The sequence below is a fragment of the Ramlibacter sp. AN1133 genome (assembly GCF_037890035.1).
Lineage (GTDB): Bacteria > Pseudomonadota > Gammaproteobacteria > Burkholderiales > Burkholderiaceae_C > Ramlibacter.
Map to the genome: position 1 here is coordinate 36,304 of NZ_JBBKTQ010000023.1, position 22,823 is coordinate 59,126.

Below are 22,823 nucleotides of genomic sequence, written 5' to 3' on the forward strand. Positions count from 1 at the left end.
TCAATGCACCTTCGCGGCAACGGTGCCGACGTCGCGCAGCAGGTTCTCGGCGATGGGGCCGCTGCGGCGCGTCTGGCGTTCGCGTTCGAGCTGGCGGTTGACGATGCGCCAGTCGAGGTCGAGGAAGGTCAGGGGCTGCAAGGTGCCGGCGATCGCCTCGGCGAAGGTGCGGGCCAGCGAGGCCTTGGTGATGGCGCGGCCGCCGAGGCCGGCGATCACGGTGTAGCCCTGCAACTGGACGCCGGAGAGCGCCAGGCGCACGTCGGTGGAGACGATGCCCCCCAGGCCGACGGAGAAGCTCTTTTCCAGCACCACCACGCGCCTGGCTTCCTGCAGCGCGGCGCGCACGGCGGCCAGCGGGAAGGGCCGGTAGGACTGGATGCCCAGCACGCCGATCCTGATGCCGGCGGCACGCATCTCGTCGACCGTGTCCTTGATCGTGCCCAGCACGGAACCGAGGGCGACGACGATCGTCTCCGCGTCCTCGCAGCGATAGGGCCGCACCAGTCCACCCGAGGCGCGGCCGAAGCGCTCCTCGAACTCCTGCGCGATCACGGGGATGCGCTCCAGCGCCATGGTCTGCTTGGCGTGCGCGAGGTAGCGCACTTCCATGAAGGCCTCCGGCCCCACCATGGCGCCGATCGACACCGGATCGTTGGGGTCCAGCACCTGGCGCGGCTCGTAGGGCGGCAGGAAGGCGTCGACCTCGGCCTGCGCCGGGATGTCCACGCGCTCCACGGCGTGGGTGAGGATGAAGCCGTCCATGCACACCATGACCGGCATCGACAGTTCCTCGCCCAGGCGGAAGGCCTGGATGTGCAGGTCCGCCGCTTCCTGGTTGGTCTCGGCGAACAGCTGCAGCCAGCCGCAATCGCGCTGGCTCATGGAGTCGCTGTGGTCGTTCCAGATGTTGATCGGCGCGCCGATCGCGCGGTTGGCCACCGTCATCACGATCGGCAGGCCCAGGCCCGAGGCGTTGTAGACCGCTTCGGCCATGAACAGCAGGCCCTGGCTGGCCGTGGCGGTGTAGCTGCGCGCGCCGGCGGCGCTGGCGCCGATCGCCACGCTCATGGCGGCGAATTCGCTTTCGACGTTGATGAACTCGCAGGGCGTGAGCTCGCCGCTCTTCACCAGTTCACCGAGGCCCTCGACGATATGCGTCTGGGGCGAGATGGGATACGCGCAGATCACCTCGGGGCGGCTCAGCGCCACCGCCTCGGCAACGGCCCGCGAGCCTTCGATCTGTTTCAGCATGCCTTGAGCTCCTGCATTTCACGGGTGACGTACTCGAACGCCTCGGCGGCGGCGGCCTCGTTGGCCGCCGCGACCTTGCCGCTGAAGGTATGGCGGATGGCGTGCTGCACGGCCTCGAGCGTGACCAGGCTGGACAGCGCGGCAAAGCCTCCCAGCAGCACCGCGTTGGGCAGCGGGCGACCCAGGTGGCGCATCGCGATCTCGGTGGCCGGCACCGTCGCCAGCCGCTCCGCCCGGAACCTGCGCGCCATGTCGCCCACGCCCAGCTCCTCGAAGCTGCGCTTGCTGTTGATCAGGACGTAGCCGTCCTCCTTCAGGCCCTGGAACACGTCGACCTGGTGCAGCAGCGTCGGGTCCTGCACGATCAGCACGTCGGGCTGCAGCACGGGCTCGCGCAGGCGGATCTCCTTGTCGGCTATGCGGCAGAACGCGACCACCGGCGCACCGGTGCGCTCCGAGCCGAAGCTGGGGAAGGCCTGGGCATGGCGGCCCTGTTCGAAGGCGGCGAGCGACAGCATTTCAGCGGCTGTCACAACGCCCTGGCCGCCGCGGCCGTGGAGCCGGATCTGCAACATGATGGAGCTCAGAGTTCGTATGCTGGAAATTGTTCGCGGGATGCGAAATGCCGCCTTTGACCTGCGTCAAGCGTGGAAGGGCCCCTGGCCGGGCGCTGCGCGAACCCTGAGCGCGCTCAAGGTTTGCGGGGTCCGGGTTTGTGCGTAAGGAGGGTCTTGGCGGGCGCGTCGGCCGTCACCGACAGGCCGGGCCGTAAAATGGGGCTATCGTGGCACTCCGCATCGCCGGCGTGCGTCCCGCCCTTGCCGGCGAACCGCTCTTGAACAACTCATGTCGTCCAACCAGCACCCCATGCTCAACATGGCCGTCAAGGCCGCCCGCGCCGCCGGCGCGATCATCAACCGGGCCGCCCTCGACGTCGAGGCCGTCCGGATCTCGCAGAAGCAGACCAACGACTTCGTCACCGAGGTCGACCACGCGGCCGAACGCATCATCATCGACACGCTGCTGGGGGCCTACCCCGACCACGGCATCTGGGCCGAGGAGTCCGGGCGCGAGCATGGCAGGGCGGCGTCCGATCACGTGTGGCTGATCGACCCGCTGGACGGCACCACCAACTTCATCCACGGCTTTCCCGTCTACTGCGTCAGCATCGCGCTGCTCGTGAAGGGACGCGTCGAGCAGGCCGTGATCTACGACCCCACCCGCAACGACCTTTTCACCTCCACGCGCGGGCGCGGCGCCTACCTGAACGACCGCCGCATCCGCGTGAGCAAGCGCACGCAGATGAAGGAATCGCTGATCTCCACCGGCTTCCCGTTCCGCCCGGGCGACAACTTCAACGTGTACCTGCGCATGATGGCGGACGTCATGAAGCGCACCGCGGGCCTGCGCCGCCCGGGCGCGGCCGCGCTGGACCTCGCCTACGTGGCCGCCGGCTTCACCGAAGGCTTCTTCGAGACGGGGCTGTCGCCCTGGGACGTCGCCGCCGGCTCGCTGCTGGTGACGGAAGCCGGCGGGCTGGTGGGCAACTTCACCGGCGAGGCGGACTTCCTGGAGCAGCGCGAGGTGGTCGCGGGCAACCCGAAGATCTACGGCCAGATGGTCAAGCTGCTGTCCAAGTACAGCAAGTTCGCCAGCGCTGGAGAGAAGGCCGACGTGCGCCAGAACACGCCGGAGCTGGTCGATCCCGGCACGCGTCCGTCCGCCGAACTGCAGGCGGACCCGGCTTCCGCGGAGTCTCCGGACGAGTGATCCCGCTGCGCACGCTGCAGGAGCTGCAGGACAACCCGGCCTGGGCTCCGATCCTGATGATCGCGCTGCTGGCCGCCCTGGGCGCGCTGGTGGCGAATTTCACCGCGCGGGCCGTGCTGCGCCGCGCCGCCCATCGCACCGTGGTGCCGCGCGCCATGCTGGAGCGCACGCGCACGGCCTCGGCCTTCACCGCGCCGCTGCTGGCGATGCAGATCGCCTGGCAGGCGGCACCCGACACGCTGGGGCATATCGGCACGGTGCGGCACGTCAACGGCCTGCTGCTGATCGCCGCCGTCACGGCGCTGGTCATGGCCGCGATCTCGGGCATCGCGCAGGGCGTGATCGAGCGCAACCCGGTCAGCGTGGACGACAACCTGCAGGCACGCCGCATCGAGACGCAGACGCGCGTGCTCTCGCGCACGGCGATGGTGCTGGTGCTGATCGGCGGCGCCGCCATGGCGCTCATGACCTTCCCCGGCGCGCGCCAGCTCGGGGCCAGCCTGCTCGCTTCCGCCGGCGTGCTGGGCATCGTGGGCGGCCTGGCGGCCAAGCCGGTCTTCAGCAACCTCATCGCGGGCCTGCAGATCGCGCTGTCGCAGCCGCTGCGCATCGACGACGTGCTGATCGTCAAGGGCGAGTTCGGCCGCGTCGAGGACATCACCGGCAGCTACGTGGTGCTCAAGCTGTGGGACGAGCGCCGCATGATCGTGCCGCTGCAGTGGTTCATCGAGAACCCGTTCGAGAACTGGACCCACACGGGCTCGGAGATCCTCGGCTCGGTGTTCCTGTTCGTCGACTACGCCACGCCGATCGAGCCGATCCGCGCCGAGGCCAGGCGCATCGTCGAAGCCGCGCCGGAGTGGGACCAGCGGGTGTTCGCCGTGCAGGTGACCGACGCCACGGACCGGTGCATCCAGGTGCGCGTGCTGGTGTCGGCGGCGAATGCGGGCAAGAACTTCGATCTGCGCTGCCGGGTGCGCGAGGAGCTGGTGGCGTTCGTGGCGCGGGAGTATCCGCAGGCGCTGCCGGTGGCGCGTTACCTGAACGACAACCGCGAAGCGGCGTCCGCGCCGGCCTGAGGCGGTATTCCTCCCCCTCCCTCCGGGAGGGGGTTGGGGCGAGGGCACGCGGCGTCAATTAGCGCACGGAGCGCCCCTCACCCCCCGCCCTCTCCCCGGAGGGGAGAGGGAGAAATGCCGGAAAATCGCCGGTTCATGTCCGCCGTCCCCGATCTGAGCGCCCACACTCCCATGATGCAGCAGTACCTCGCCATCAAGGCGGGGTACCCCGGCACGCTCGTCTTCTACCGCATGGGCGACTTCTACGAGCTGTTCTTCGACGACGCCGAGAAGGCCGCGCGGCTGCTCGATATCACCCTCACCCGCCGCGGCATGTCCGCCGGCGAGCCGGTGGTGATGGCCGGCGTGCCCTTCCACTCGGTGGAAGGCTACCTCGCGCGCCTGATCCGCTGCGGCGAATCGGTGGCCATCTGCGAGCAGGTGGGCGAGGTCGGCGCCACCAAGGGCCCGGTCGAACGCAAGGTGATCCGCGTCGTCACGCCCGGCACGCTCACCGACAGCGAACTCCTCCACGAAAAGTCCGAGGCGGTGCTGCTGGCCGTGCACCAGGGCCCGCGCCACAAGGTGGGACTCGCATGGCTCAGCGTCACGCAGGGCGCGCTGCAGCTCGCCGAATGCGACGGCGACGAACTGGGCGACTGGATCGCCCGCGTGGCGCCCAGCGAACTGCTGCACAGCGCCGACGCCACCCCGGCCTTCCGCGACCGCCTGCAGCTGCTGCGCGGCTCCGCCCCGCTGACGCAGCGGCCCGAGTTCCAGTTCGACGCCGGGCTCGGTGCCCGCAAGCTGCTGGAACAGATGCGCTCGGCGAGCCTGGCCGCCTGGGGCGCCGACGAACTGCCCTGCGCGCACGCCGCGGCCTCCGCCCTGCTCGCCTACGCCGAACACACGCAGGGCCGCGCGCTGTCGCACGTGCAGCAGCTGCAGGTCGTGCGCGACGGCGAGCGCATCGAGCTGCCGCCCGCCACCCGCCGCAACCTCGAACTGGTGCAGACCCTGCGCGGCGAGGACAGCCCCACGCTCTTCTCGCTGCTGGACACCTGCATGACGGGCATGGGCAGCCGGATGCTCAAGTCGTGGCTGCTGGAGCCGCTGCGGGACCGCTCGGTCGCGACGCAGCGGCTCGACGCCATCGGCGGCCTGCGCGAAGGCCTGTTCGGCAAGCTGCGCCACGAGCTCAAGGGCGTGAGCGACGTGGAGCGCATCACGGCCCGCATCGCGCTGCGCCAGGCGCGCCCGCGCGAGCTGGTGGGCCTGCGCTGGGCGCTCGCCAAGGCGCAGCAGCTCTCGGCACTGGTCGAAGGCCTGCCGGGCCTGCTCGCGAGCACCGCGCGCGACCTGCAGCCGCCCGCCGGCTGCGCCGAGCGCCTGGCGCACACGCTGCGCGAGGACCCCGCCGCCCTCATCCGCGACGGCGGGGTGATCGCCGCCGGCTGCGACGCCGAACTCGACGAGCTGCGCGCCATCCAGGACAACTGCGACGGCTTCCTGCTGGAGCTGGAGGCGCGCGAGCGCGCCCGCAGCGGCATCGCCAACCTGCGCGTGCAGTACAACAAGGTGCACGGCTTCTACATCGAGGTCACGCAGGGCCAGCTGGAAAAGGTGCCCGACGACTACAAGCGCCGCCAGACGCTGAAGAACGCCGAGCGCTTCATCACGCCGGAGCTCAAGGCCTTCGAGGACAAGGCGCTGTCGGCGCAGGAGCGGGCGCTGGCGCGCGAGAAGTGGCTGTACGAGCAGTTGCTCGATGGCCTGCAGGAGCACGTGCCCGCGCTCACGCGGCTGGCGCGCGCGCTGGCCGGCCTCGATGCGCTGTGCGCGCTGGCGGAACGCTCGCTCACGCTGGACTGGTGCCGGCCGCAGTTCATGAAGGAACCCGGCATCGAGATCACGCAGGGCCGCCACCCCGTGGTCCAGGCGCGCCTGGCCGAAACGAGCGCCGGCGCCTTCATCCCCAACGACACGCGCCTGGGGCCGAAGCAGCGCATGCAGATCATCACCGGCCCCAACATGGGCGGCAAGTCCACCTACATGCGGCAGGTCGCGCTGATCTGCCTGCTGGCCGCGATGGGCTCGTACGTGCCGGCGCAGGCCTGCCGGCTGGGGCCGCTGGACGCGATCCACACCCGCATCGGCGCGGCCGACGACCTGGCCAACGCGCAATCGACCTTCATGCTGGAGATGACGGAGGCCGCGCAGATCCTGCACGGCGCCACCGCGCAGTCGCTGGTGCTGATGGACGAGATCGGCCGCGGCACCTCCACCTTCGACGGCCTGGCACTGGCCTCCGGCATCGCCGCGCACCTGCACGACCGCACGCAGGCCTTCACGCTGTTCGCCACCCACTACTTCGAGCTGACGGAGTTTCCGGCCAGGCACCACCGCGCCGTGAACGTGCACGTGGGCGCGACGGAGTCCGGCGCCGACATCGTGTTCCTGCACGAGATCCAGCCCGGGCCGGCCAGCCGCAGCTACGGCATCCAGGTGGCGCGGCTGGCGGGCATGCCCACCGGCGTGGTGAACCATGCGCGCCATGCGCTCGCCGCGCTGGAGCAGCACCAGGAGCAAAGCCGCGAGCAGGTAGACTTGTTCGCGCCGCCCCCCGCGACCCACGCGCCGGCGCCCAGCAAGGCCGAGGCAGCCCTCGCGGCGCTGGACCCCGACGCGCTGACTCCAAGGGACGCACTCGACGCGCTGTACACACTCAAGAAACTACTCCAACCATGACCTATTGCGTCGGCATCAAGCTCAACGCGGGACTGGTGTTCCTGTCCGACTCGCGCACCAACGCGGGCGTGGACAACATCAGCGTGTTCCGCAAGATGATCGTCTACGAGAAGCCCGGCGACCGCTTCATGGTGCTGCTGTCCGCGGGCAACCTGAGCATCTCGCAGTCCGTGCGCGAGATCCTGCAGGTCGAGCAGCTCAAGGAACCGAACCACCCCGAGCCGATCACCATCTGGAACGCCACCAGCATGTTCGACGCCTGCCGCGTGCTGGGCCAGGCCGTGCGGCACGTGTACGACCGCGACGCCGAGTCGCTGAAGAACTCGGGGGTGGAGTTCAACGTCAACCTGGTCTTCGGCGGCCAGATCGCCGGCGAGGGCATGCGGCTGTTCCAGGTCTATTCGGCCGGCAACTTCATCGAGGCGACGGCGGAGACGCCCTACTTCCAGATCGGCGAATACAAGTACGGCAAGCCGGTGCTCGATCGCGTGATCACGCCCGACACGGACCTCGACGAGGCCGCCAAGTGCGCGCTGGTGTCGATGGATTCCACGATGAAGTCCAACCTCTCGGTGGGCCCGCCGCTGGACCTGGTGGTGTACGAGGCCAACAGCTTCCAGACCGACAAGATCGTCTGCATCGACATGCAGAACCCGTACTTCCGCATGCTGCACCAGAGCTGGGGGCAGAAGCTGCGCGAGGTGTTCGACAGCCTCGACGATCCCGTCTGGGACGAGAGCCACACCGACACGCCCCTGCGCACGCAGGCCGGCGGCCGCGGCAAGCCGCTCAAGAAGATCTCGCGGCCGGACGAGAAGCTGATCTGATCCGCGGCGCCGCGGCGCGCTGCCGCTGCGGTCGAGCTCTTCATGGTATTCACGGGGACGCCTGCAGGTCGCTGTCCGGCAACATCGGTGCCAAACATTCCATCCAGGAGACAAGCACCATGCGCCCCCTCCCCCTGTTGCGCGCCCTCGCCGGGCTCCTCGCGGTCGCCTTCGCGGCGACGCCCTCGCTGGCCGACACGCTGACGCTCAAGGCCTCGCACCAGTTCCCCGGCGGCAAGGGGGACGTGCGCGACGAGATGATCCAGATGATCGCGCGCGACGTCGCCAAGGCGAACGTCGGGATCGACATCAAGGTTTTCCCGGGCTCCAGCCTGGTGAAGGCGACCGAGCAGTGGAAGGCGATGCTCAGCGGCCAGATCGACATGACGTCGTTCCCGCTCGACTACGCCTCGGGCTTCCACCCGCAGTTCGGCGCGACGCTGATGCCCGGCCTGGTGAAGAACCACGCCCACGCCGACCGCATCAACAACTCGCCCTTCATGAAGGACATCAAGGACGTGATCGAGAAGGGCGGCGTGCACGTCCTGGCCGATGCCTGGCTCGCCGGCGCCTTCGGCGCCAAGGACAAGTGCATCCGCAGGCCGCAGGATGCCGCCGGCGTGAAGGTCCGTTCGGCCGGGGCCACCTTCGCCCAGATGTGGGCGGGCGCGGGCGCCTCCATCGTCTCGGTGCCGTCCAACGAGGTGTACAACGCCCTGCAGCAGGGCGTGGCCCAGGCGACCGACACCTCCACCAGCAGCTTCGTCTCGTTCCGCCTGTACGAGCAGCTCAAGTGCGTCACCGCGCCCGGCGACAACGCGCTGTGGTTCATGTACGAGCCGGTGCTGATCTCCAAGCGCACCTGGGACAAGCTCAACCCGGCGCAGAAGCAGGCGCTGACCACGGCCTCGAAGAAGGCCGAGGACTACTTCAAGGGCGAGTCGAAGAAGATGGACGACGAGATGACCGACGTGTTCCGCAAGAACAAGGTCGAAGTGATCACGCTCACGCCTGCCGAGGCGGATGCCTGGCGCACCGTGGCGCAGAAGACCTCGTACAAGGAGTTCGCGGAGAAGGTGCCCGGCGGCAAGGACCTGATCGACAAGGCCCTGAGCGTCAAGTAAGTGCGGCACCATCCCGCCTGGATCCGGGGGGTGCATGCCATCTCCCGGGCCTTCGGAGTGTTCTCCGCCGGCCTGATCCTGCTGTCGGTCGGCGTGATCTGCCAGATGGTGTTCGTGCGGGCGGTGCTGGGCCAGTCCTCCATCTGGCAGACCGAGTTCGTGACCTTCGCGCTGATCGCCGCCACCTTCCTGGGCGCGCCCTACATCCTGCTCACCGGCGGGCACGTCAACGTGGACGTGCTGCCGCTGATGGCGGGCCATGAAACCCGCAGGCGCCTGCACTTCGCGGGCAGCATCCTCGCCCTGGCGTTCTGCCTGCTGTTCCTGTGGGGCGCCGTGCCCTGGTGGTACGAGACCTGGGCCTCCGGCCAGACCACCTCCACCATCTGGCGCGCGCGGCTGTGGATCGCCTACCTGTCGGTGCCGGTCGGCCTGGCGCTGCTGGCGCTGCAGTACGTCGCCGAGATCTACGCGGTGGCCACCGGCAGCGCGCTGCCCTTCGGCCTCGCCCCCGACGACCGGATCTGACCATGAGCCCCCTTGCCACCGGAGCGCTGATCTTCGTCGTGACCTGCGCCGTGCTCGCCACCGGCATGCCGATCGCCTTCGCCCTGGGCAGCGTGGCCCTGGGCTTCATGATCGCCGTGGACGGCTGGAACAGCGTGCACTTCGTGGCCGAGACCTTCTTCTCGGGCCTGAACGACTTCACGCTCGTGTCCCTGCCGATGTTCATCATCATGGGCGCGGCCGTGGCGTCCTCGCGCGCCGGCAGCGACCTCTACGAGGCCCTGGCGCGCTGGCTGCACCGCGTGCCGGGCTCGCTGGTGATCTCCAACATCGGCGCCTGCGCGCTGTTCGCGGCGCTGACGGGCTCGTCGCCCGCGACCTGCGCCGCCATCGGCAAGATGGGGATTCCCGAGATGCGCCGCCGCGGCTACGACGCGGACCTCGCCACCGGCGCCATCGCCGCGGGCGGCACCCTGGGCATCCTGATCCCGCCCAGCATCACGATGATCCTGTACGGCATCGCGTCCGAGACCTCGATCGGGCGCCTGTTCATCGCCGGCATCATTCCCGGCCTGCTGCTCACCGCGCTGTTCATGGCCTGGGCCCTGTTCCTGAGCTGGAAGCGCGGCACGAAGCTGGTGGACCAGGACCGCGTCTACTCGTGGAAGGAGAAGCTGGAACTGCTGCCCAAGCTGCTGCCCTTCCTGGCCGTGATCGTGGGCGTGGTCTACGCGCTGTACGGCGGCATCGCCACGCCCTCCGAGGCCGCCGGCGTGGGCGCGATGCTGTGCCTGGTGATGGTGGTCGCGATCTACCGCCTGTGGAACGTGAAGGACCTGTGGCGCATCCTGCGCGACGGCCTGCGCGAATCCGGGATGCTGATGCTGATCATCGGCGCCTCGATCCTGTTCGGGTACATGATGTCCTCGCTGCAGGTCACGCAGGCGGTGGCCGCCAGCATCGGCGAGCTGCAGGTGAACCGCTGGTGGATCATGCTGGCCATCAACGTGATGCTGCTGGTGGCCGGCTGCTTCCTGCCGCCGGCGGCGATCATCCTCATGACCACGCCGATCCTGATGCCGATCCTGAATGCGGCGCACTTCGACCCGATCTGGTTCGGCGTGATCCTCACCATCAACATGGAGCTGGGGCTGATCACGCCGCCCGTGGGGCTGAACCTGTTCGTGATCAACGGCATCACGCCGGACGTGCGGCTGGGGACCATCCTCAAGGGCTCCTTCCCCTTCATGCTGTGCATGGTGCTGGCGATCCTGATCCTGTGCGTGTTCCCCGAGCTCGCCACCTGGCTGCCCTCGAAGGTGATGGGGAAATAATCGGGGCCGATGCCCCTGATCCTCTTCTCCCACGCCAACAGCTTCCCCGCCGGCACCTACGGCGTGCTCTTTCGCGAACTGCGCTCGCGCGGCTTCACCGTCAAGGCAGTGGAGAAGTTCGGGCACGACCCGGGCTATCCCGTGACCGACAACTGGCCCCACGTGGTGCAGCAGCTGCACGACTTCGCCGCGCGCGAGGTGGAGCGCTCCGGCGAGCCCGCCTTCCTCGTCGGGCATTCGCTCGGCGGCTTCCTGAGCATCCTGTGCGCCGCGCGCCATCCGCGCCTGGCGCGCGGGGTGCTGCTGCTCGATTCGCCGCTGGTGGGCGGCTGGAAGTCGCATGCGCTGCGCGCGGTCAAGAGCACCCCGCTGGTGGGTTCGCTCACGCCCGGCGCCGTCAGCCGCAAGCGGCGCAACCGCTGGGCCACGCGCGAGGAGGCGCTGGAGCATTTCCGGCACAAGAAGGCCTTCGCCCGCTGGGACGAACAGGTGCTCGCCGACTACATCGCGCACGGCACGCAGGACGAGGCGGGCGAGCGGGTGCTGAGCTTCGACCGCGACGTCGAAACGGCGTTCTACAACACGCTGCCGGACAACCTCGAGCGCGTGCTGCGCCGGCATCCGCTGCGCTGCCCCGTCGCGTTCATCGGCGGCCTGCAGTCGGCGGAGATCGGGCAGGTCGGCCTGGCGATGACGCGCCGCGTGACCGCGGGCCGCATGACCATGCTGGACGGCAGCCACCTGTTCCCGATGGAAAAGCCGGTCGCGTGCGCGGCCGCCATCGAGGCCGCGCTGCGGGCCCTCCCCCCGGCTGGCTGAGCGGGCGCCTTCCATTCGTCGACGGCACGCTCGTGCCCGGCTCCTACACGGCCGGCACGCTCGCTCCCACGGCGCGGCTGGGCCGCGGGTCCAACACTCGCGGCATGCCTTCCTCCTCCCTGAGCTTTCGCGCGCCGTCGCTGGCCTTGCTGGCCACCGAGCCGTTGCGCGCCCTGCTGGAGTTCTGCGCGGTCGGCCTGGCCCAGCCCGCCACCGTGCAGGGCGACGGCCATCCCGTCATTGTCTATCCCGGCCTCGGTGCCGGCTCCGTGAACACCGCGCAGCTGCGCTCCCACCTCGAGGACTGCGGCTACGACGTCTACGACTGGGAACTCGGTGTCAACACCGGCCCGGAAGGCCACTTCGACGACTGGCTCGCGGCGCTGGTCGCACGCGTGCGCGAAGTGCACGCGCGCCATGGCCGCAAGGTGAGCCTCGTCGGCTGGAGCCTCGGCGGCGTCTATGCGCGCGAGATCGCCAAGCTGTGCCCCGAGTGCGTGCGGCAGGTGGTGACCCTCGCCACCCCGCACAACGCGATGGGCGATGCCAACCACGCCGGCACCATCTTCCGCCTGCTGGGCGGCAACATGTCGCAGCTCACCGCGGAACTGCTGGAACGCGTCGGCCGCCGCCCGCCGGTGCCGGTGACCTCCATCTACAGCGAAACCGACGGCGTGGTCTGCTGGCAGGGTTGCCTGGAAGAGCCGGCTCGCGACGCCGAGAACGTGGCGGTCGATGCCAGCCATCTCGGCATGCCCTCGCACCCGGACGTGCTGCGCATCGTGGCCGACCGGCTGGCGCAGCGGGAAGGCCGCTGGCGCCCCTACGCCCGCAACGCGACGGCGCTCAGGTCTCGGCCCACTGGATCCAGCCGGTCCAGGAAGTGAGCAGCACGATCACGCCGAAGGCGATGCGGTACCAGGCGAAGGGCGTGAAACTGTGGGTGGAGATGTAGCGCAGCAGCCAGCGCACGCACAGCCAGGCGCTCACGAACGAGAACAGCAGGCCCACCAGGAACATCGGCAGGTCGTCCGCCCCGAGCGACGCGCGCTCCTTGTAGAGGCTGTAGACGCCGGCGCCGATCAGCGTCGGGATCGCGAGGTAGAAGGAGAAATCCGTGGCGGCCTTGCGCGACAGGCCCAGCAGCATGCCGCCGATGATGGTCGCGCCGCTGCGACTGGTGCCGGGGATCAGAGCCAGGCATTGCACGAAGCCGACCTTCAGGGCATCCGTCCAGCGCATGTCCTCCACTTCCTGGATGCGCACCGGCGGATGCCGGCGCCCCTCGGCCCACAGGATCACGAAGGCACCGAGGATGAAGGTGGTGGCCACCACGCCCGGCGTGAACAGGTGGGCCTTGATGATCTTGCCCAGCGCCAGGCCGAGCACGACCGCGGGCAGGAAGGCGATGAGCACGTTGAGCGCGAACTGCTGCGCCGCCCGCTCGCTCGGCAGCCGCACGATCGTGTCGCGGATCTTCTGCCAGTACACCAGGATGACGGCGAGAATCGCGCCGGTCTGGATCGCGATCTCGAACACCTTGTCGCGCTCGCCGCTCAGGCCCAGCAGGTGTCCGGCCAGGATCAGGTGGCCGGTGCTGGAAATGGGAAGGAATTCGGTCAGCCCTTCCACGATGCCCATGATCGCGGCCTTCACCAGCAACACAGCGTCCACGCAACTCTCCGCAAAAGGCGCGATTATGAGGCTGGGGACCCGGCGGCGCCCCCGATACGCCGGAAGGGAAGCGAGTGGCCGCTGCGTCTTCCGTCCGACAGGCGCTGTCGGAAAGCGCCAAAGCCGCTTGCGCACGCAACCTACAGGGCCTTTTCGAGGCCGGTGCCACATTGGCCCCTATGAAAATCCTGCACCTGCTCCACGTGGTCGTCGCCGAGGCCTTCTACCGCTGGGCCATGAAAGAGATCAGCCCGATGCACCCCGACGTGCCCAAGATCATGCTGCGCCAGCAGCAACTGGCGGAAAAGCACCGCCGCATCTGGGCCTGACGGGGGCGACACAGCTTTGAGGGGCACCGGCACCCGCTCTTCGTAGAGCGCAGCCTGGAGCGGCAGCCGCCGCGCCGAAGCCGTAGGACACACCGACGAGGGCAGAGAAACCACCGGCCAGCAGGATGGACGCGGTGGTCACGCTCACCCGGCCCGGTGCGTCCATTGGGGGGGAAGAGCCCTCCATCGAGGGCTCCAGCGTCAACTTTCGCGCCCGTGCACATGCATTTCGCGGCGCGTCTGGCGCGTTTCGTCGCAGCCCGCTCGCGGCGAAGGGCGTGGGCGACGACAGTCCGCTCCACCCAAGAGGAGCCCCCACATGGAACCGAACCCCGTCATTGCCCTGCACCTGGGCGCCGCCCTGGGCGCCCTCGCCACCGGCCCGGTGGCGCTCTGGGCGCGCCTGGGCGCGCGCCAGCGCCCCCGCCTGCACCGCGCCTTCGGCGTGGCCTGGGTGACGCTGATGCTCGTCACCGCGCTCTCGGCGCTGTTCATCCGCGACCGCAGCCTGCCCAACCTCGCCGGCTTCACGCCGATCCACCTGCTGGTGCCGGCGACGCTCGGGGCATTGGTGCTGGCCTTCCGCCACCTCGCGCGCGGCAACATCGCCGGTCATGCGAAGACGATGCGCAGCCTCTACCTCTACGCCTGCGTGCTGGCCGGCGCATTCACGCTGCTGCCGCAGCGCCTGCTGGGCAAGCTGCTGTGGCCCACGCTCGCGCCCCTCGCCCCGATCTTCGAGCGCACGCCGGCCTGGGTGTGGGCCCTGCTCGCCGCGCTGGTGATCCTGGGCTGGCTGCAGTCGCGTGACCGCACCGCCAGCCTGGCCGCGGTGTCCAGCCTGCCGGTGGGCATGACGCTGTTCGGCCTGTGGGGCACCGCCGGCGCCTTCGGCCGCTCGCCCCTGCTCGCCGAAGCGCTGGTGCTGTGGCTGCTTGCCGCCGGCCTCGTCGCTGGTCTGGTCGCCCGGCGCCCCGCCGCCGCCTGGTACGACCGCGCCACGCGCAGCTTCGAGCTGGCCGGCAGCTGGCTGCCGCTGGCGCTGTTCCTGGCGATCTTCGCCGTGCGCTACGCGGTGGCCGTGCAGCTCGCGCTGCATCCGGCGCTGGCGCAGGAACGGGCCTTCGCACTGGCCGTGGCGGCGCTCTACGGCGCCTGCAGCGGCATCTTCCTCGGGCGCGCCATGCAACTGTGGCGGCTGGCGCTGCGTCCGCAACTGGCCGTTGCCGGCTGAACCGGGAGAAAGCGTCATGAACCTGCCCCAGCTCCTGCTCGCCGCCGCCCTCGCGGCCTCCACCCTCGGCGCCCACGCGGGCCTCGGCCTGGCCACCGTGCCGGGCGTGCAGGGCGACAGCCCCGTCACGGTCTTCTATCCCACCGAGCAGGCCGACCGCGCCGTGCAGCGCGGGCCCTTCACCCTGGCAGCGGCCGAAGACGCGGTGCCCGCCCGCGGCAACGGCCGGCTGGTCGTGGTCTCGCATGGCTCCGGCGGCAACGCGTGGGTGCATTCGGACCTCGCACGCACGCTGGTCGCCGCCGGCTTCGTCGTCGCCATGCCGCTGCACCGCGGCGACAACGCCCTCGACCACGGCAACCCGGGTCCGGAGAGCTGGAAGCTGCGTCCCGCGGAAGTCTCCCGCGCCATCGACGCGGTGGCGCAGTCGCCGCGCTTCGCCAGCCTGGTGAAGTTCGACCGCGTGGGCATGTACGGCATGTCGGCCGGCGGGCACACCGCGCTGGCCATGGCGGGCGGGCGCTGGTCGCCCTCGCAGTTCGCGCGCCACTGCGAAGCGCACATCGCCGACGACTTCCCGTTCTGCGTCGGCCTGATCACCGCGCTGAAGGGCAACGCGTTCGATGCGGTGAAGAAGAAGGCCGCGGTGATGGTGATCCGCCATCGCTTCGACGACGCCGCCTGGTACACGCACCAGGACCCGCGGGTGCAGGCCGTGGTGGCCGGCGTGCCCGCGGCGGCCGATTTCGACCCTGCCTCGCTCGCCACGCCGCGCGTGCCGCTCGCGCTGGTCACCGCCGGCCACGACAAGTGGCTCGCTCCCGCCCTGCATTCCGACGTCATCCTGAAGGCGTGCGCGCCGCGCTGCACGCTGCTGGCCGACCTGCCCGCCGCCGGCCACGGGGCGCTGCTGTCGCCGCTGCCGCCGCTCGACCGTCTGGGCCCGGTCGCGGCCGACCTGCTGGGCGATCCGCCCGGGTTTGACCGTGCGCAAGTTCCGGCCGTGGACGCCTCCATCGCCTCCTTCTTCACACGTCACCTGGTCCCCTAAAATGAACGCGACCATGGCCTACCTCACCCCGGACGACCTCGAGCGGCTCGCGCACAAGCGCGCGGGAGCCAAGCTGGGGTGGTACATCCACGCGACGGTGTACGTGGTGGTGAACCTGCTGATCTTCGCCCTGTCCACCTATGCCTTCGGGCACCGGCCCTGGTCGGTGTTCCCGCTGCTCGGATGGGGCGTGGGCGTCGCGCTGCACGGCGTGGCCGTGTTCATGCTGGGCGACGGCAGCAGCTTCCGCCGCCGCCTGCTGGAGCGCGAGCGCGAGCGCCTGCGCCGCGAGCAGGAACAGCTGCCCCGGTCATGACCGTCGACTGGTTCGCCAAGCTGCGCAACCTGCTGCAGACGCTGGCGTTCTGCCTGGCGGTGGCCACCATCCAGTATTCCTTCGCGCCCGAGCGCAGCTATGCGCCGCCGCTGGTCTACTCGCTCCTGATCGGCAGCGTGATCTGGGCCGTGATCGACCTCGGCCGCGTGCTCATGCCCTCGGCCCGCGCCACGGGCTGGCCGCCGGGCTGGCGCGGCTTCGCGCTGGTGGCCGCCGGCATCGTCGCGGGCCGCGTGCTCGGTGGCACGCTCGGCGACCTGGTGTGCCGCAGCTTCGCCCTCTACGGGCCCAACGACCCGGTGCACGGACCGGCCGAAGTGCGGGCCGACCTGCTGATCACCTTCCTGGCCGGCACCGTCGGCAGCTACTGGTTCTACGCCCGCAACAAGAGCGAATACCTCGCGCGCCGCATGCGCGAGGCGGAGCGCCATGCCAACGACGCGCGCCTGAAGCTGCTGGAGACGCAGCTCGAGCCGCACATGATGTTCAACACGCTGGCCAACCTGCGCGCGCTGATCGCGGTGGACCCCGCACGCGCGCAGGAGATGCTGGACCACATGATCGCGTACCTGCGCGCCACGCTCGATGCGTCGCGCGCGGCCACGCATCCGCTGCGCACCGAGTTCGACCGCCTGCACGACTACCTGGAGCTGATGGCGATCCGCATGGGCCCGCGCCTGACCTACGCGCTCGACCTGCCGGAGGACCTGGCGGAGCTGCCCGTGCCGGCGCTGCTGCTGCAGCCGCTGGTGGAAAACAGCATCAAGCACGGCCTGGAGCCCAAGGTGGAAGGCGGCCGCATCGAGGTGTGCGCGCGGCGCGAGGGCGACCGCGTCGTCATCGAGGTGCGCGACAGCGGCGTCGGCGCCGGCGGGCCGGACAGCAGCGGCAAGGGCTTCGGGCTGGTGCAGATCCGCGAGCGGCTCGCGGCGCTGCACGGCGCGCGCGCCTCGCTCGATTTCTCGACCGACCCGCAGGGCGCGCACGCCCGCATCGCGCTGCCGCTGGCTGCATGAGGCCCACCGCCGTCATCGCCGAGGACGAGCCGCTGCTGGCCCAGGCGCTGCGCGCCGAGCTCGCGCTGGCCTGGCCCGAGCTGGACGTGGTGCAGACCGTGGGCGACGGCGCGGCGGCCGTGCGCAGCGCGCTTGCGCACCGGCCGCAGGTACTGTTCTTCGACATCCGCATGCCGGGCCTCGGCGGCCTCGAAGCGGCGGCGGAACTGGCCGACGCGTGGCCGCAGGAAGCGCCCTTTCCGGCGCTGGTGTTCGTCACGGCGTACGACCAGTACGCGCTGCAGGCCTTCGAGGCGCAGGCCGTGGACTACGTGCTCAAGCCCGTGCAGGGCGCGCGCCTGCGCAAGACCGTGGAGAAGCTGCGCAACGTGCTGGCGCAGCGGCAGCCGCAGGGCGACGCGGCGCTCGAAGCCACGCTGGGCCAGCTGCGCAACCTGCTGCAGGCGAGCGGCCCGGCCCCCGCGGCCCAGCCGTTGCTCAAGGTGATCCAGGCCGGCGTGGGCACGAGCATCCGGATGGTGCCGGTGGAACAGGTGGTGTATTTCGAAGCCGCCGACAAGTACGTGCGCGTGCTCACCGACGACGGCGAGTTCCTCGTGCGCACGCCGCTGAAGGAGCTGCTGCCCCGGCTCGATGCGCAGCTGTTCTGGCAGGTGCACCGGGGCACGGTGGTGCGCTCCACCGCGATCGAGAGCGTGCAGCGCGACGAGGCCGGCAAGCTGCACCTGGCCCTGCGCGGCCGCCGCGATCGGCTGCCGGTGAGCCGGCTCTACGCGCACCTCTTCAAGGCGATGTAGAGCGGCACAAAAGTGCCGGGAGCTAGCGTAGTCGTCTGGCAGAGGCTGTGGGCGTCGTCCTACAGTCCATGGCGCGCCCCGCCTTTCTACTACAAGGCATCGAATTGCACGGAAGACGCGCCAAGACCCACAAACCCAGCGGCTTTCGTCCCGGTCACCCCGACTCCTCTGAGTCCCCTCCTCCTCCGGGGTGAGCTGGTCCGGCCCTCCGTCCCGCGACTGGCATTGTTACCCCCAGGCAAACACCTGGGGGTTCTTTTTTTTCCGACACGACTTTCGTTGCGGCCTACGGCTCGGTCGACGCAGTCCCACGCTTACCGCCGGGCACAACCGGCATGTAAACCTTCACACGGCGCTTACTCTGTAAACGACTCAGAGGAACAACGTGATGAAAGACGGAAAACCCACCAGCGCGAGCGACCCGGACGGCCGGCGCCCGCAGGGCGGGCGACGGGCAGGCGGGCCGGGCAAGCAACGCGGCTTCGTCGAGCGGGCCACCGCGCGGGGGCACAGCGGGCACGGCGCCGAGAGCGTGCGGCCCCACCTGCGCGACCAGCTCAAGCTCAAGGCCCTGCTGCCGACGCCCTACCCCACGCCGGAGGCCCAGCCCTCCAAGGACGAACACCACAGGTAGGAGGAGCGCAAATGGTTTGACACGCGGGACGGCGCGACCACCCACGAGCAAGGGGCCCATGAAAAAAGAAGGCCCCGGCTTGTGGGCCGGGGCCAATTTCGCTTGGAGATCCTGAGTCGTTTTTGGCGACGACTCCGCGCCTGCATTCAGTCGTCGTGCCCGTGCCCGTGATGGCGGTGATGCTTCTTCCACCCCTTGTGCCTGCCCGGCATGACGTACACCGGTTCGGGCTGCACCACGACCACCGGCCGCGGCGCGACGTAGACCGGCCGCGGCGCGACATACACCGGCTGCGGGGCCACGATCACGGGTGCCGGTGCGATGTAGACCGGCCGCGCGTTCGTGGCGCCGAGCGACACGCCCGGGGCCGCATCGATGCCCACCGACCACGTGACGTTGTCGCGTGCCTGCGCCGTGCCCGCAACGAGGGCCGCGAAGGCAAGGACAGCGAGGGGACGGAGAAAATTCCTTTGCATAGGGTTCCTGCTTGGCGCGGGGACGAAGCCCCCGCGTCCTGATTTAACGTCGGCTGCGGGGCGACCTTCTAGGGCGTGAACGTCAAATGCGTTGCCGGGCGTAACCCGGCGGCCGTCCATCCGCCGCCAACGCCACTTCGTCACCCGGCGTTGTTTATTCCCCTCTCACCCTCTTCCTCCCTCCCCCTCCGGGGGAGGGCTGGGGTGGGGGCGCTCCCTGCACCGGTCCCCTGTAAGCGCCATGAGAAAATCCCCTCGATATGGCTTCCCCGACCGACAAAGAATCCCCCGCGCGCCCCAGCAATTTCCTGCGCCAGGTCATCGAACGCGACCTGGACCAAGGCACGTACGCCGCGCGGCAGTGGGGTGGCTCGCCCGGCGATGCGGCGCATCACCACCACGGCGAGCCCGACCCCGCGAAGATCCGCACGCGCTTCCCGCCCGAGCCCAACGGCTACCTGCACGTGGGGCATGCCAAGAGCATCTGCCTGAACTTCGGCCTCGCGCAGGACTACGGCGGCATCTGCCACCTGCGCTTCGACGACACGAACCCCGAGAAGGAAGAGATCGAGTACGTCGAGGGCATCAAGGACGCCGTGCACTGGCTCGGCTACTCCTGGGACGCCAACAGCACCAGCCACCTGTACCAGGCCAGCGACTACTTCGACTTCATGTACCGCGCCGCCGAGTACCTGGTCGAGGCCGGCCATGCCTACGTCGACGAGCAGACGCCCGAGCAGATGCGCGCCAACCGCGGCGACTTCGGCAAGCCCGGCGTGGACAGCCCGTTCCGCAGCCGCTCGATCGAGGAGAACCTCACGCGCCTGCGCGCGATGCGCGACGGCCAGCTCGCCGACGGCAGCGCGGTGCTGCGCGCGAAGATCGACATGGCCAGTCCCAACATCAACATGCGGGACCCGACCATCTACCGCATCAAGCATGCGGAGCACCACAACACGGGCGACAAGTGGTGCATCTACCCGATGTACACCTTCGCGCACCCGATCGAGGACGCGCTGGAGAACATCACCCACAGCATCTGCACGCTGGAGTTCGAGGACCAGCGGCCGTTCTACGACTGGCTGCTGGAACGCCTGGGCGAAGGCGGCCTGGTCAACACGCCGCCGCCGCGCCAGTACGAGTTCGCGCGGCTGAACCTCACCTACGTCGTCACCAGCAAGCGCAAGTTGAAGCAACTGGTGGACGAGAAGCACGTGAGCGGCTGGGACGACCCGCGCCTGCCGACCATCGTGGGCCTGCGTCGGCGCGGCTACACGCCCGAGGCGCTGCAGCTGTTCGCCGACCGCATCGGCGTGAGCAAGGCCGATTCGTGGATCGACTATTCGACGCTGGAGATCGCGCTGCGCGACGACCTCGACCCGAAGGCGGCACGCGCGATGGCGGTGCTCGATCCGGTGAAGATGGTCGTCACCAACTGGGAAGAGCTGATGGGCGCCGGCCACCTGGAGCCCTGCTCCGCGCCCGTGCATCCGCACGATGCGGCGCGCGGCCGGCGCGAATTCATGTTCGGGCGCGAGCTGTGGATCGAGCGCACCGACTATGAGGACACGCCGCCGAAAGGCTTCTTCCGCCTGTTCCCGGGCAACAAGGTGCGGATGAAATACGGGTACGTGGTGGAGTGCACGGGCGCTTCACGCGATGCCTCCGGTGCCTTGACCGAGGTGCAGGCGAAGCTCGTTCCCGACACCAGGAGCGGCACGCCCGGCGCGGACGCGGTCAAGGTGAAGGGGAACATCACGTGGGTCGGCGTGGCCGATGGCGTGAAGGCGGAGGTGCGCCTGTATGAGCGCCTGTTCTCCGTGCCGCAGCCCGGGGCGGGGGAGAAGGATTTCCTGGAGGAGATCAATCCGGATTCGCTGAAGGTCGTGACGGCGTACGTGGAGCCGTCACTCGGGCGTGCGAAGGCGGACGAGAAGTTCCAGTTCGAGCGGCATGGGTACTTCGTGGCGGATCGGAAGGATCATGTCGCCGGCGAGAAGCCCGTGTTCAATCGGGTGACGGGGTTGAAGGATTCGTTCGGGAAGTAGGACGCCCGCTACCCGAACCGGGTACGTTCGCACCCGGTTCGAATATGGTTGTCGCACGATCGGACCGAAACCGTCATGCGGCGGCCAGTCCTGGACCGACACCGCCCTGCCGGCGCCGCACATACAGGTTCGCGCTCCCGTTCTCGCCGGTCGTAACCTCCTTTACCTCGAGGTAGGCCTGCTTCCGCATCAACTCCCCGAGCTTGCTGCACTGGTAGTTACGAGGATCGAAGGAGGGGTGGTTCAGCGTCAACTGACTTCCCAGGGCGGCCAGCAACGCCCAGCCATCGTCCCGCGCCGTTGCCTCCAGGGCCCTCAGGACCATCGGTCGCAGCTTGGGCAGTGCCGCGGGTTCCGCTGACTTGTCCTCCTCCGCACCGGCGCGGAGGATTTCCGTGAACACGAATTTCTGGCAGGCCGCCACGAAGGGGGCGGGTGTCTTCCTCTCCCCGAAACCGTACACCGCCAGCCCGGCCTCCCGGATACGTGTCGCCAGGCGCGTGAAGTCGCTGTCGCTCGAGACAAGACAGAATCCGTCCACGCGCCCCGAGTGCAGGATGTCCATGGCGTCGATGATCAGCGCCGAATCCGTCGCATTCTTTCCGCTCGTGTACTGGAATTGCTGGATCGGTTGAATGGCCAGCCGATGGAGTACGTCCTTCCACCCTTGCAGGTTCGGCGTTGTCCAATCCCCGTACGCGCGCTTGACCGTCGCCGTTCCGTAGCGGGCGACCTCCAGCATCAGCTCCTGGATGACGGCGGCCTGTGCATTGTCGGCATCGATGAGCACAGCAAGCCGCCCGTATGTGGTTGCGCCGTTTCTCTCCACCACTGCCATTGGGCCCTCCGCATTCAGCGCGTGCCGCGGCACACGGGGAACTTCGAACAGCCCCAGAACTGCGACCCTGCATTCGCTCCCTTGCGGGCGGTGCGCCGAACCATCGCTGCATTGCACAGCGGACAGCACGGTGCCACCTCAAGCGCGGCGCCAGTCGACAAGGTCGTCGTTCGCGCCGCAGGCCCTCGAGGATGCACGTGTTCGAGCGACCGCTTCGCCTGCTGCAACATCCCGAACAACTTCGGGCCATCGACAAGGCGTACGTTGCGGCCCTCGGCGAAGGCCCGCGCCTCGGCGGTGAACTGCCCCGAGGTCACGACGAAGCCGCCCGCCGCGCCCTGCGCTGCCATCACGCCATACAGCTCGCGCACGACATCCACGCCGACCTTGAAGGCGCGCCATTGCTTGCACTGGACCAGGTGCGTTTCGTTGCCCCGGCGCACTCTGAGGTCGACGCCTCCATCGGCCTGCGCTCCGCCAGTCTCTTCCACCTGGAATCCCTGCAGGCGAAACGCCTCGCTGGTGAGCATTTCGAACTCGCGCCAGGACATGTCGCTGAGGACATCCGCGGCGGGAGATGCTGTCGTCGTCGCTGCGAGCCTGGTGCGCTTTGCGCGCCGGACATAGGAAACGGCAGCACCGGCGAGGCAGAAGAGGGGAAGCACGTACTGGAGGGCCGTTGCGATGCCCCTCAGGTACATGCCTGGCAAGGAGGAAGCGAACTGGTTGGGACTCGTCACGACCTGCACCGGCTGCACAGCGATCGCGTGCAGGATCGCGTAGCCCACGATGGCGAATGCAACGCCTGCCCACCAGGGCAATAACGCGACGGCGTCCATGATGTCTTCACCGACGCTGGTCTTCCTGCGAGCCATTCTGTCTTCTCCCCTGAAAGCCATGCTAGCGCGGCCACTCCCGCGCCGCCCGCATGAGGGTTGAGAGTGACGT

At 69.2% G+C, this 22,823-nt stretch carries 23 protein-coding genes; 17 read left to right on the plus strand and 6 right to left on the minus strand.

Features of this window, described 5'->3' with window-relative positions; all coding sequences use genetic code 11:
* Together WG923_RS24175 and WG923_RS24180 are read right to left on the minus strand one after the other, a co-directional pair.
* A complete protein-coding gene (locus WG923_RS24175; RefSeq protein ID WP_340353568.1) occupies nt 1-1,254 on the minus strand; it encodes a transketolase C-terminal domain-containing protein in 1,254 nt (417 codons plus the stop codon).
* The gene (locus WG923_RS24180) at nt 1,248-1,829 is read right to left on the minus strand and encodes a 2-oxoacid:acceptor oxidoreductase family protein (RefSeq protein ID WP_340353569.1); all 582 of its coding nucleotides are present in this window, start codon (nt 1,827-1,829) and stop codon (nt 1,248-1,250) included. The genes WG923_RS24175 and WG923_RS24180 overlap by 7 nt, the downstream gene beginning before the upstream one ends.
* Nucleotides 1,830-2,100: 271 nt before the next feature.
* On the opposite strand from WG923_RS24180, the gene WG923_RS24185 reads away from it, so the two are divergent.
* The 9 genes from WG923_RS24185 to WG923_RS24225 all read left to right on the plus strand — a co-directional run bounded on the left by WG923_RS24185 (nt 2,101) and on the right by WG923_RS24225 (nt 12,328).
* Nucleotides 2,101-3,024, plus strand: a complete 924-nt coding sequence (locus tag WG923_RS24185) for an inositol monophosphatase family protein (protein WP_340353570.1) — start codon at nt 2,101-2,103, stop codon at nt 3,022-3,024.
* A complete protein-coding gene (locus WG923_RS24190; protein ID WP_340353571.1) occupies nt 3,021-4,103 on the plus strand; it encodes a mechanosensitive ion channel family protein in 1,083 nt (360 codons plus the stop codon). Before WG923_RS24185 ends, WG923_RS24190 begins: the two co-directional genes overlap by 4 nt.
* Before the next feature lie 135 nt (nt 4,104-4,238).
* Complete coding sequence (gene mutS, locus WG923_RS24195) at nt 4,239-6,830, plus strand: DNA mismatch repair protein MutS (RefSeq protein WP_340353572.1); 2,592 nt, start codon at nt 4,239-4,241, stop codon at nt 6,828-6,830.
* On the plus strand, nt 6,827-7,657 hold the full coding sequence (locus WG923_RS24200) for a proteasome-type protease (protein ID WP_340353573.1): 831 nt from the start codon (nt 6,827-6,829) through the stop codon (nt 7,655-7,657). The genes mutS and WG923_RS24200 overlap by 4 nt, the downstream gene beginning before the upstream one ends.
* Nucleotides 7,658-7,776: 119 nt before the next feature.
* A complete protein-coding gene (gene dctP / locus WG923_RS24205) occupies nt 7,777-8,781 on the plus strand; it encodes a TRAP transporter substrate-binding protein DctP (protein ID WP_340353574.1) in 1,005 nt (334 codons plus the stop codon).
* A gap of 30 nt (nt 8,782-8,811) precedes the next feature.
* On the plus strand, nt 8,812-9,309 hold the full coding sequence (locus tag WG923_RS24210) for a TRAP transporter small permease subunit (RefSeq protein WP_340353575.1): 498 nt from the start codon (nt 8,812-8,814) through the stop codon (nt 9,307-9,309).
* A 2-nt stretch (nt 9,310-9,311) separates the two neighbouring features.
* The gene (locus WG923_RS24215) at nt 9,312-10,622 is read left to right on the plus strand and encodes a TRAP transporter large permease (protein WP_340353576.1); all 1,311 of its coding nucleotides are present in this window, start codon (nt 9,312-9,314) and stop codon (nt 10,620-10,622) included.
* Nucleotides 10,623-10,631: 9 nt separating this feature from the next.
* On the plus strand, nt 10,632-11,441 hold the full coding sequence (locus WG923_RS24220) for an alpha/beta hydrolase (RefSeq protein WP_340353577.1): 810 nt from the start codon (nt 10,632-10,634) through the stop codon (nt 11,439-11,441).
* Between the two features lie 104 nt (nt 11,442-11,545).
* Nucleotides 11,546-12,328 carry an esterase/lipase family protein gene (locus WG923_RS24225; protein WP_340353578.1) on the plus strand — a complete coding sequence of 261 codons (783 nt, stop codon included), beginning with the start codon at nt 11,546-11,548 and terminating at the stop codon, nt 12,326-12,328.
* Here the strand turns inward: WG923_RS24225 and WG923_RS24230 are convergent.
* Nucleotides 12,288-13,115, minus strand: coding sequence for an undecaprenyl-diphosphate phosphatase (locus tag WG923_RS24230; RefSeq protein ID WP_340353579.1), 828 nt, complete (start codon nt 13,113-13,115; stop codon nt 12,288-12,290). The two genes, WG923_RS24225 and WG923_RS24230, sit on opposite strands and share 41 nt — an antisense overlap.
* Before the next feature lie 179 nt (nt 13,116-13,294).
* Here WG923_RS24230 and WG923_RS24235 point away from each other — a divergent pair, with 179 nt between their 5' ends.
* From WG923_RS24235 to WG923_RS24270, 7 genes are all read left to right on the plus strand, one after another.
* Nucleotides 13,295-13,444: a hypothetical protein gene (locus tag WG923_RS24235; protein WP_340353580.1), complete on the plus strand. Its 150-nt coding sequence runs from the start codon at nt 13,295-13,297 to the stop codon at nt 13,442-13,444.
* A 319-nt stretch (nt 13,445-13,763) separates the two neighbouring features.
* Complete coding sequence (locus tag WG923_RS30450) at nt 13,764-14,678, plus strand: DUF6622 family protein (protein ID WP_445322972.1); 915 nt, start codon at nt 13,764-13,766, stop codon at nt 14,676-14,678.
* Nucleotides 14,679-14,694: 16 nt separating this feature from the next.
* The gene (locus tag WG923_RS24250; protein WP_340353581.1) at nt 14,695-15,729 is read left to right on the plus strand and encodes an alpha/beta hydrolase family protein; all 1,035 of its coding nucleotides are present in this window, start codon (nt 14,695-14,697) and stop codon (nt 15,727-15,729) included.
* 13 nt (nt 15,730-15,742) lie between these two features.
* On the plus strand, nt 15,743-16,045 hold the full coding sequence (locus tag WG923_RS24255; protein WP_340353582.1) for a 2TM domain-containing protein: 303 nt from the start codon (nt 15,743-15,745) through the stop codon (nt 16,043-16,045).
* On the plus strand, nt 16,042-17,082 hold the full coding sequence (locus WG923_RS24260; RefSeq protein ID WP_340353583.1) for a sensor histidine kinase: 1,041 nt from the start codon (nt 16,042-16,044) through the stop codon (nt 17,080-17,082). Before WG923_RS24255 ends, WG923_RS24260 begins: the two co-directional genes overlap by 4 nt.
* On the plus strand, nt 17,079-17,879 hold the full coding sequence (locus WG923_RS24265; protein WP_340353584.1) for a LytR/AlgR family response regulator transcription factor: 801 nt from the start codon (nt 17,079-17,081) through the stop codon (nt 17,877-17,879). The genes WG923_RS24260 and WG923_RS24265 overlap by 4 nt, the downstream gene beginning before the upstream one ends.
* A gap of 388 nt (nt 17,880-18,267) precedes the next feature.
* On the plus strand, nt 18,268-18,513 hold the full coding sequence (locus WG923_RS24270; RefSeq protein WP_340353585.1) for a hypothetical protein: 246 nt from the start codon (nt 18,268-18,270) through the stop codon (nt 18,511-18,513).
* Nucleotides 18,514-18,659: 146 nt separating this feature from the next.
* Here WG923_RS24270 and WG923_RS24275 read toward each other — a convergent pair whose 3' ends face one another.
* The gene (locus WG923_RS24275; RefSeq protein ID WP_340353586.1) at nt 18,660-18,989 is read right to left on the minus strand and encodes a hypothetical protein; all 330 of its coding nucleotides are present in this window, start codon (nt 18,987-18,989) and stop codon (nt 18,660-18,662) included.
* Nucleotides 18,990-19,249: 260 nt separating this feature from the next.
* On the opposite strand from WG923_RS24275, the gene WG923_RS24280 reads away from it, so the two are divergent.
* Nucleotides 19,250-21,037, plus strand: coding sequence for a glutamine--tRNA ligase/YqeY domain fusion protein (locus tag WG923_RS24280; protein ID WP_340353587.1), 1,788 nt, complete (start codon nt 19,250-19,252; stop codon nt 21,035-21,037).
* 73 nt (nt 21,038-21,110) lie between these two features.
* Here the strand turns inward: WG923_RS24280 and WG923_RS24285 are convergent, their stop codons facing one another.
* A complete protein-coding gene (locus tag WG923_RS24285; protein WP_340353588.1) occupies nt 21,111-21,875 on the minus strand; it encodes an NYN domain-containing protein in 765 nt (254 codons plus the stop codon).
* Nucleotides 21,876-21,889: 14 nt separating this feature from the next.
* The gene (locus tag WG923_RS24290; RefSeq protein WP_340353589.1) at nt 21,890-22,750 is read right to left on the minus strand and encodes a restriction endonuclease; all 861 of its coding nucleotides are present in this window, start codon (nt 22,748-22,750) and stop codon (nt 21,890-21,892) included.
* Nucleotides 22,751-22,823 lie beyond the last annotated feature (73 nt).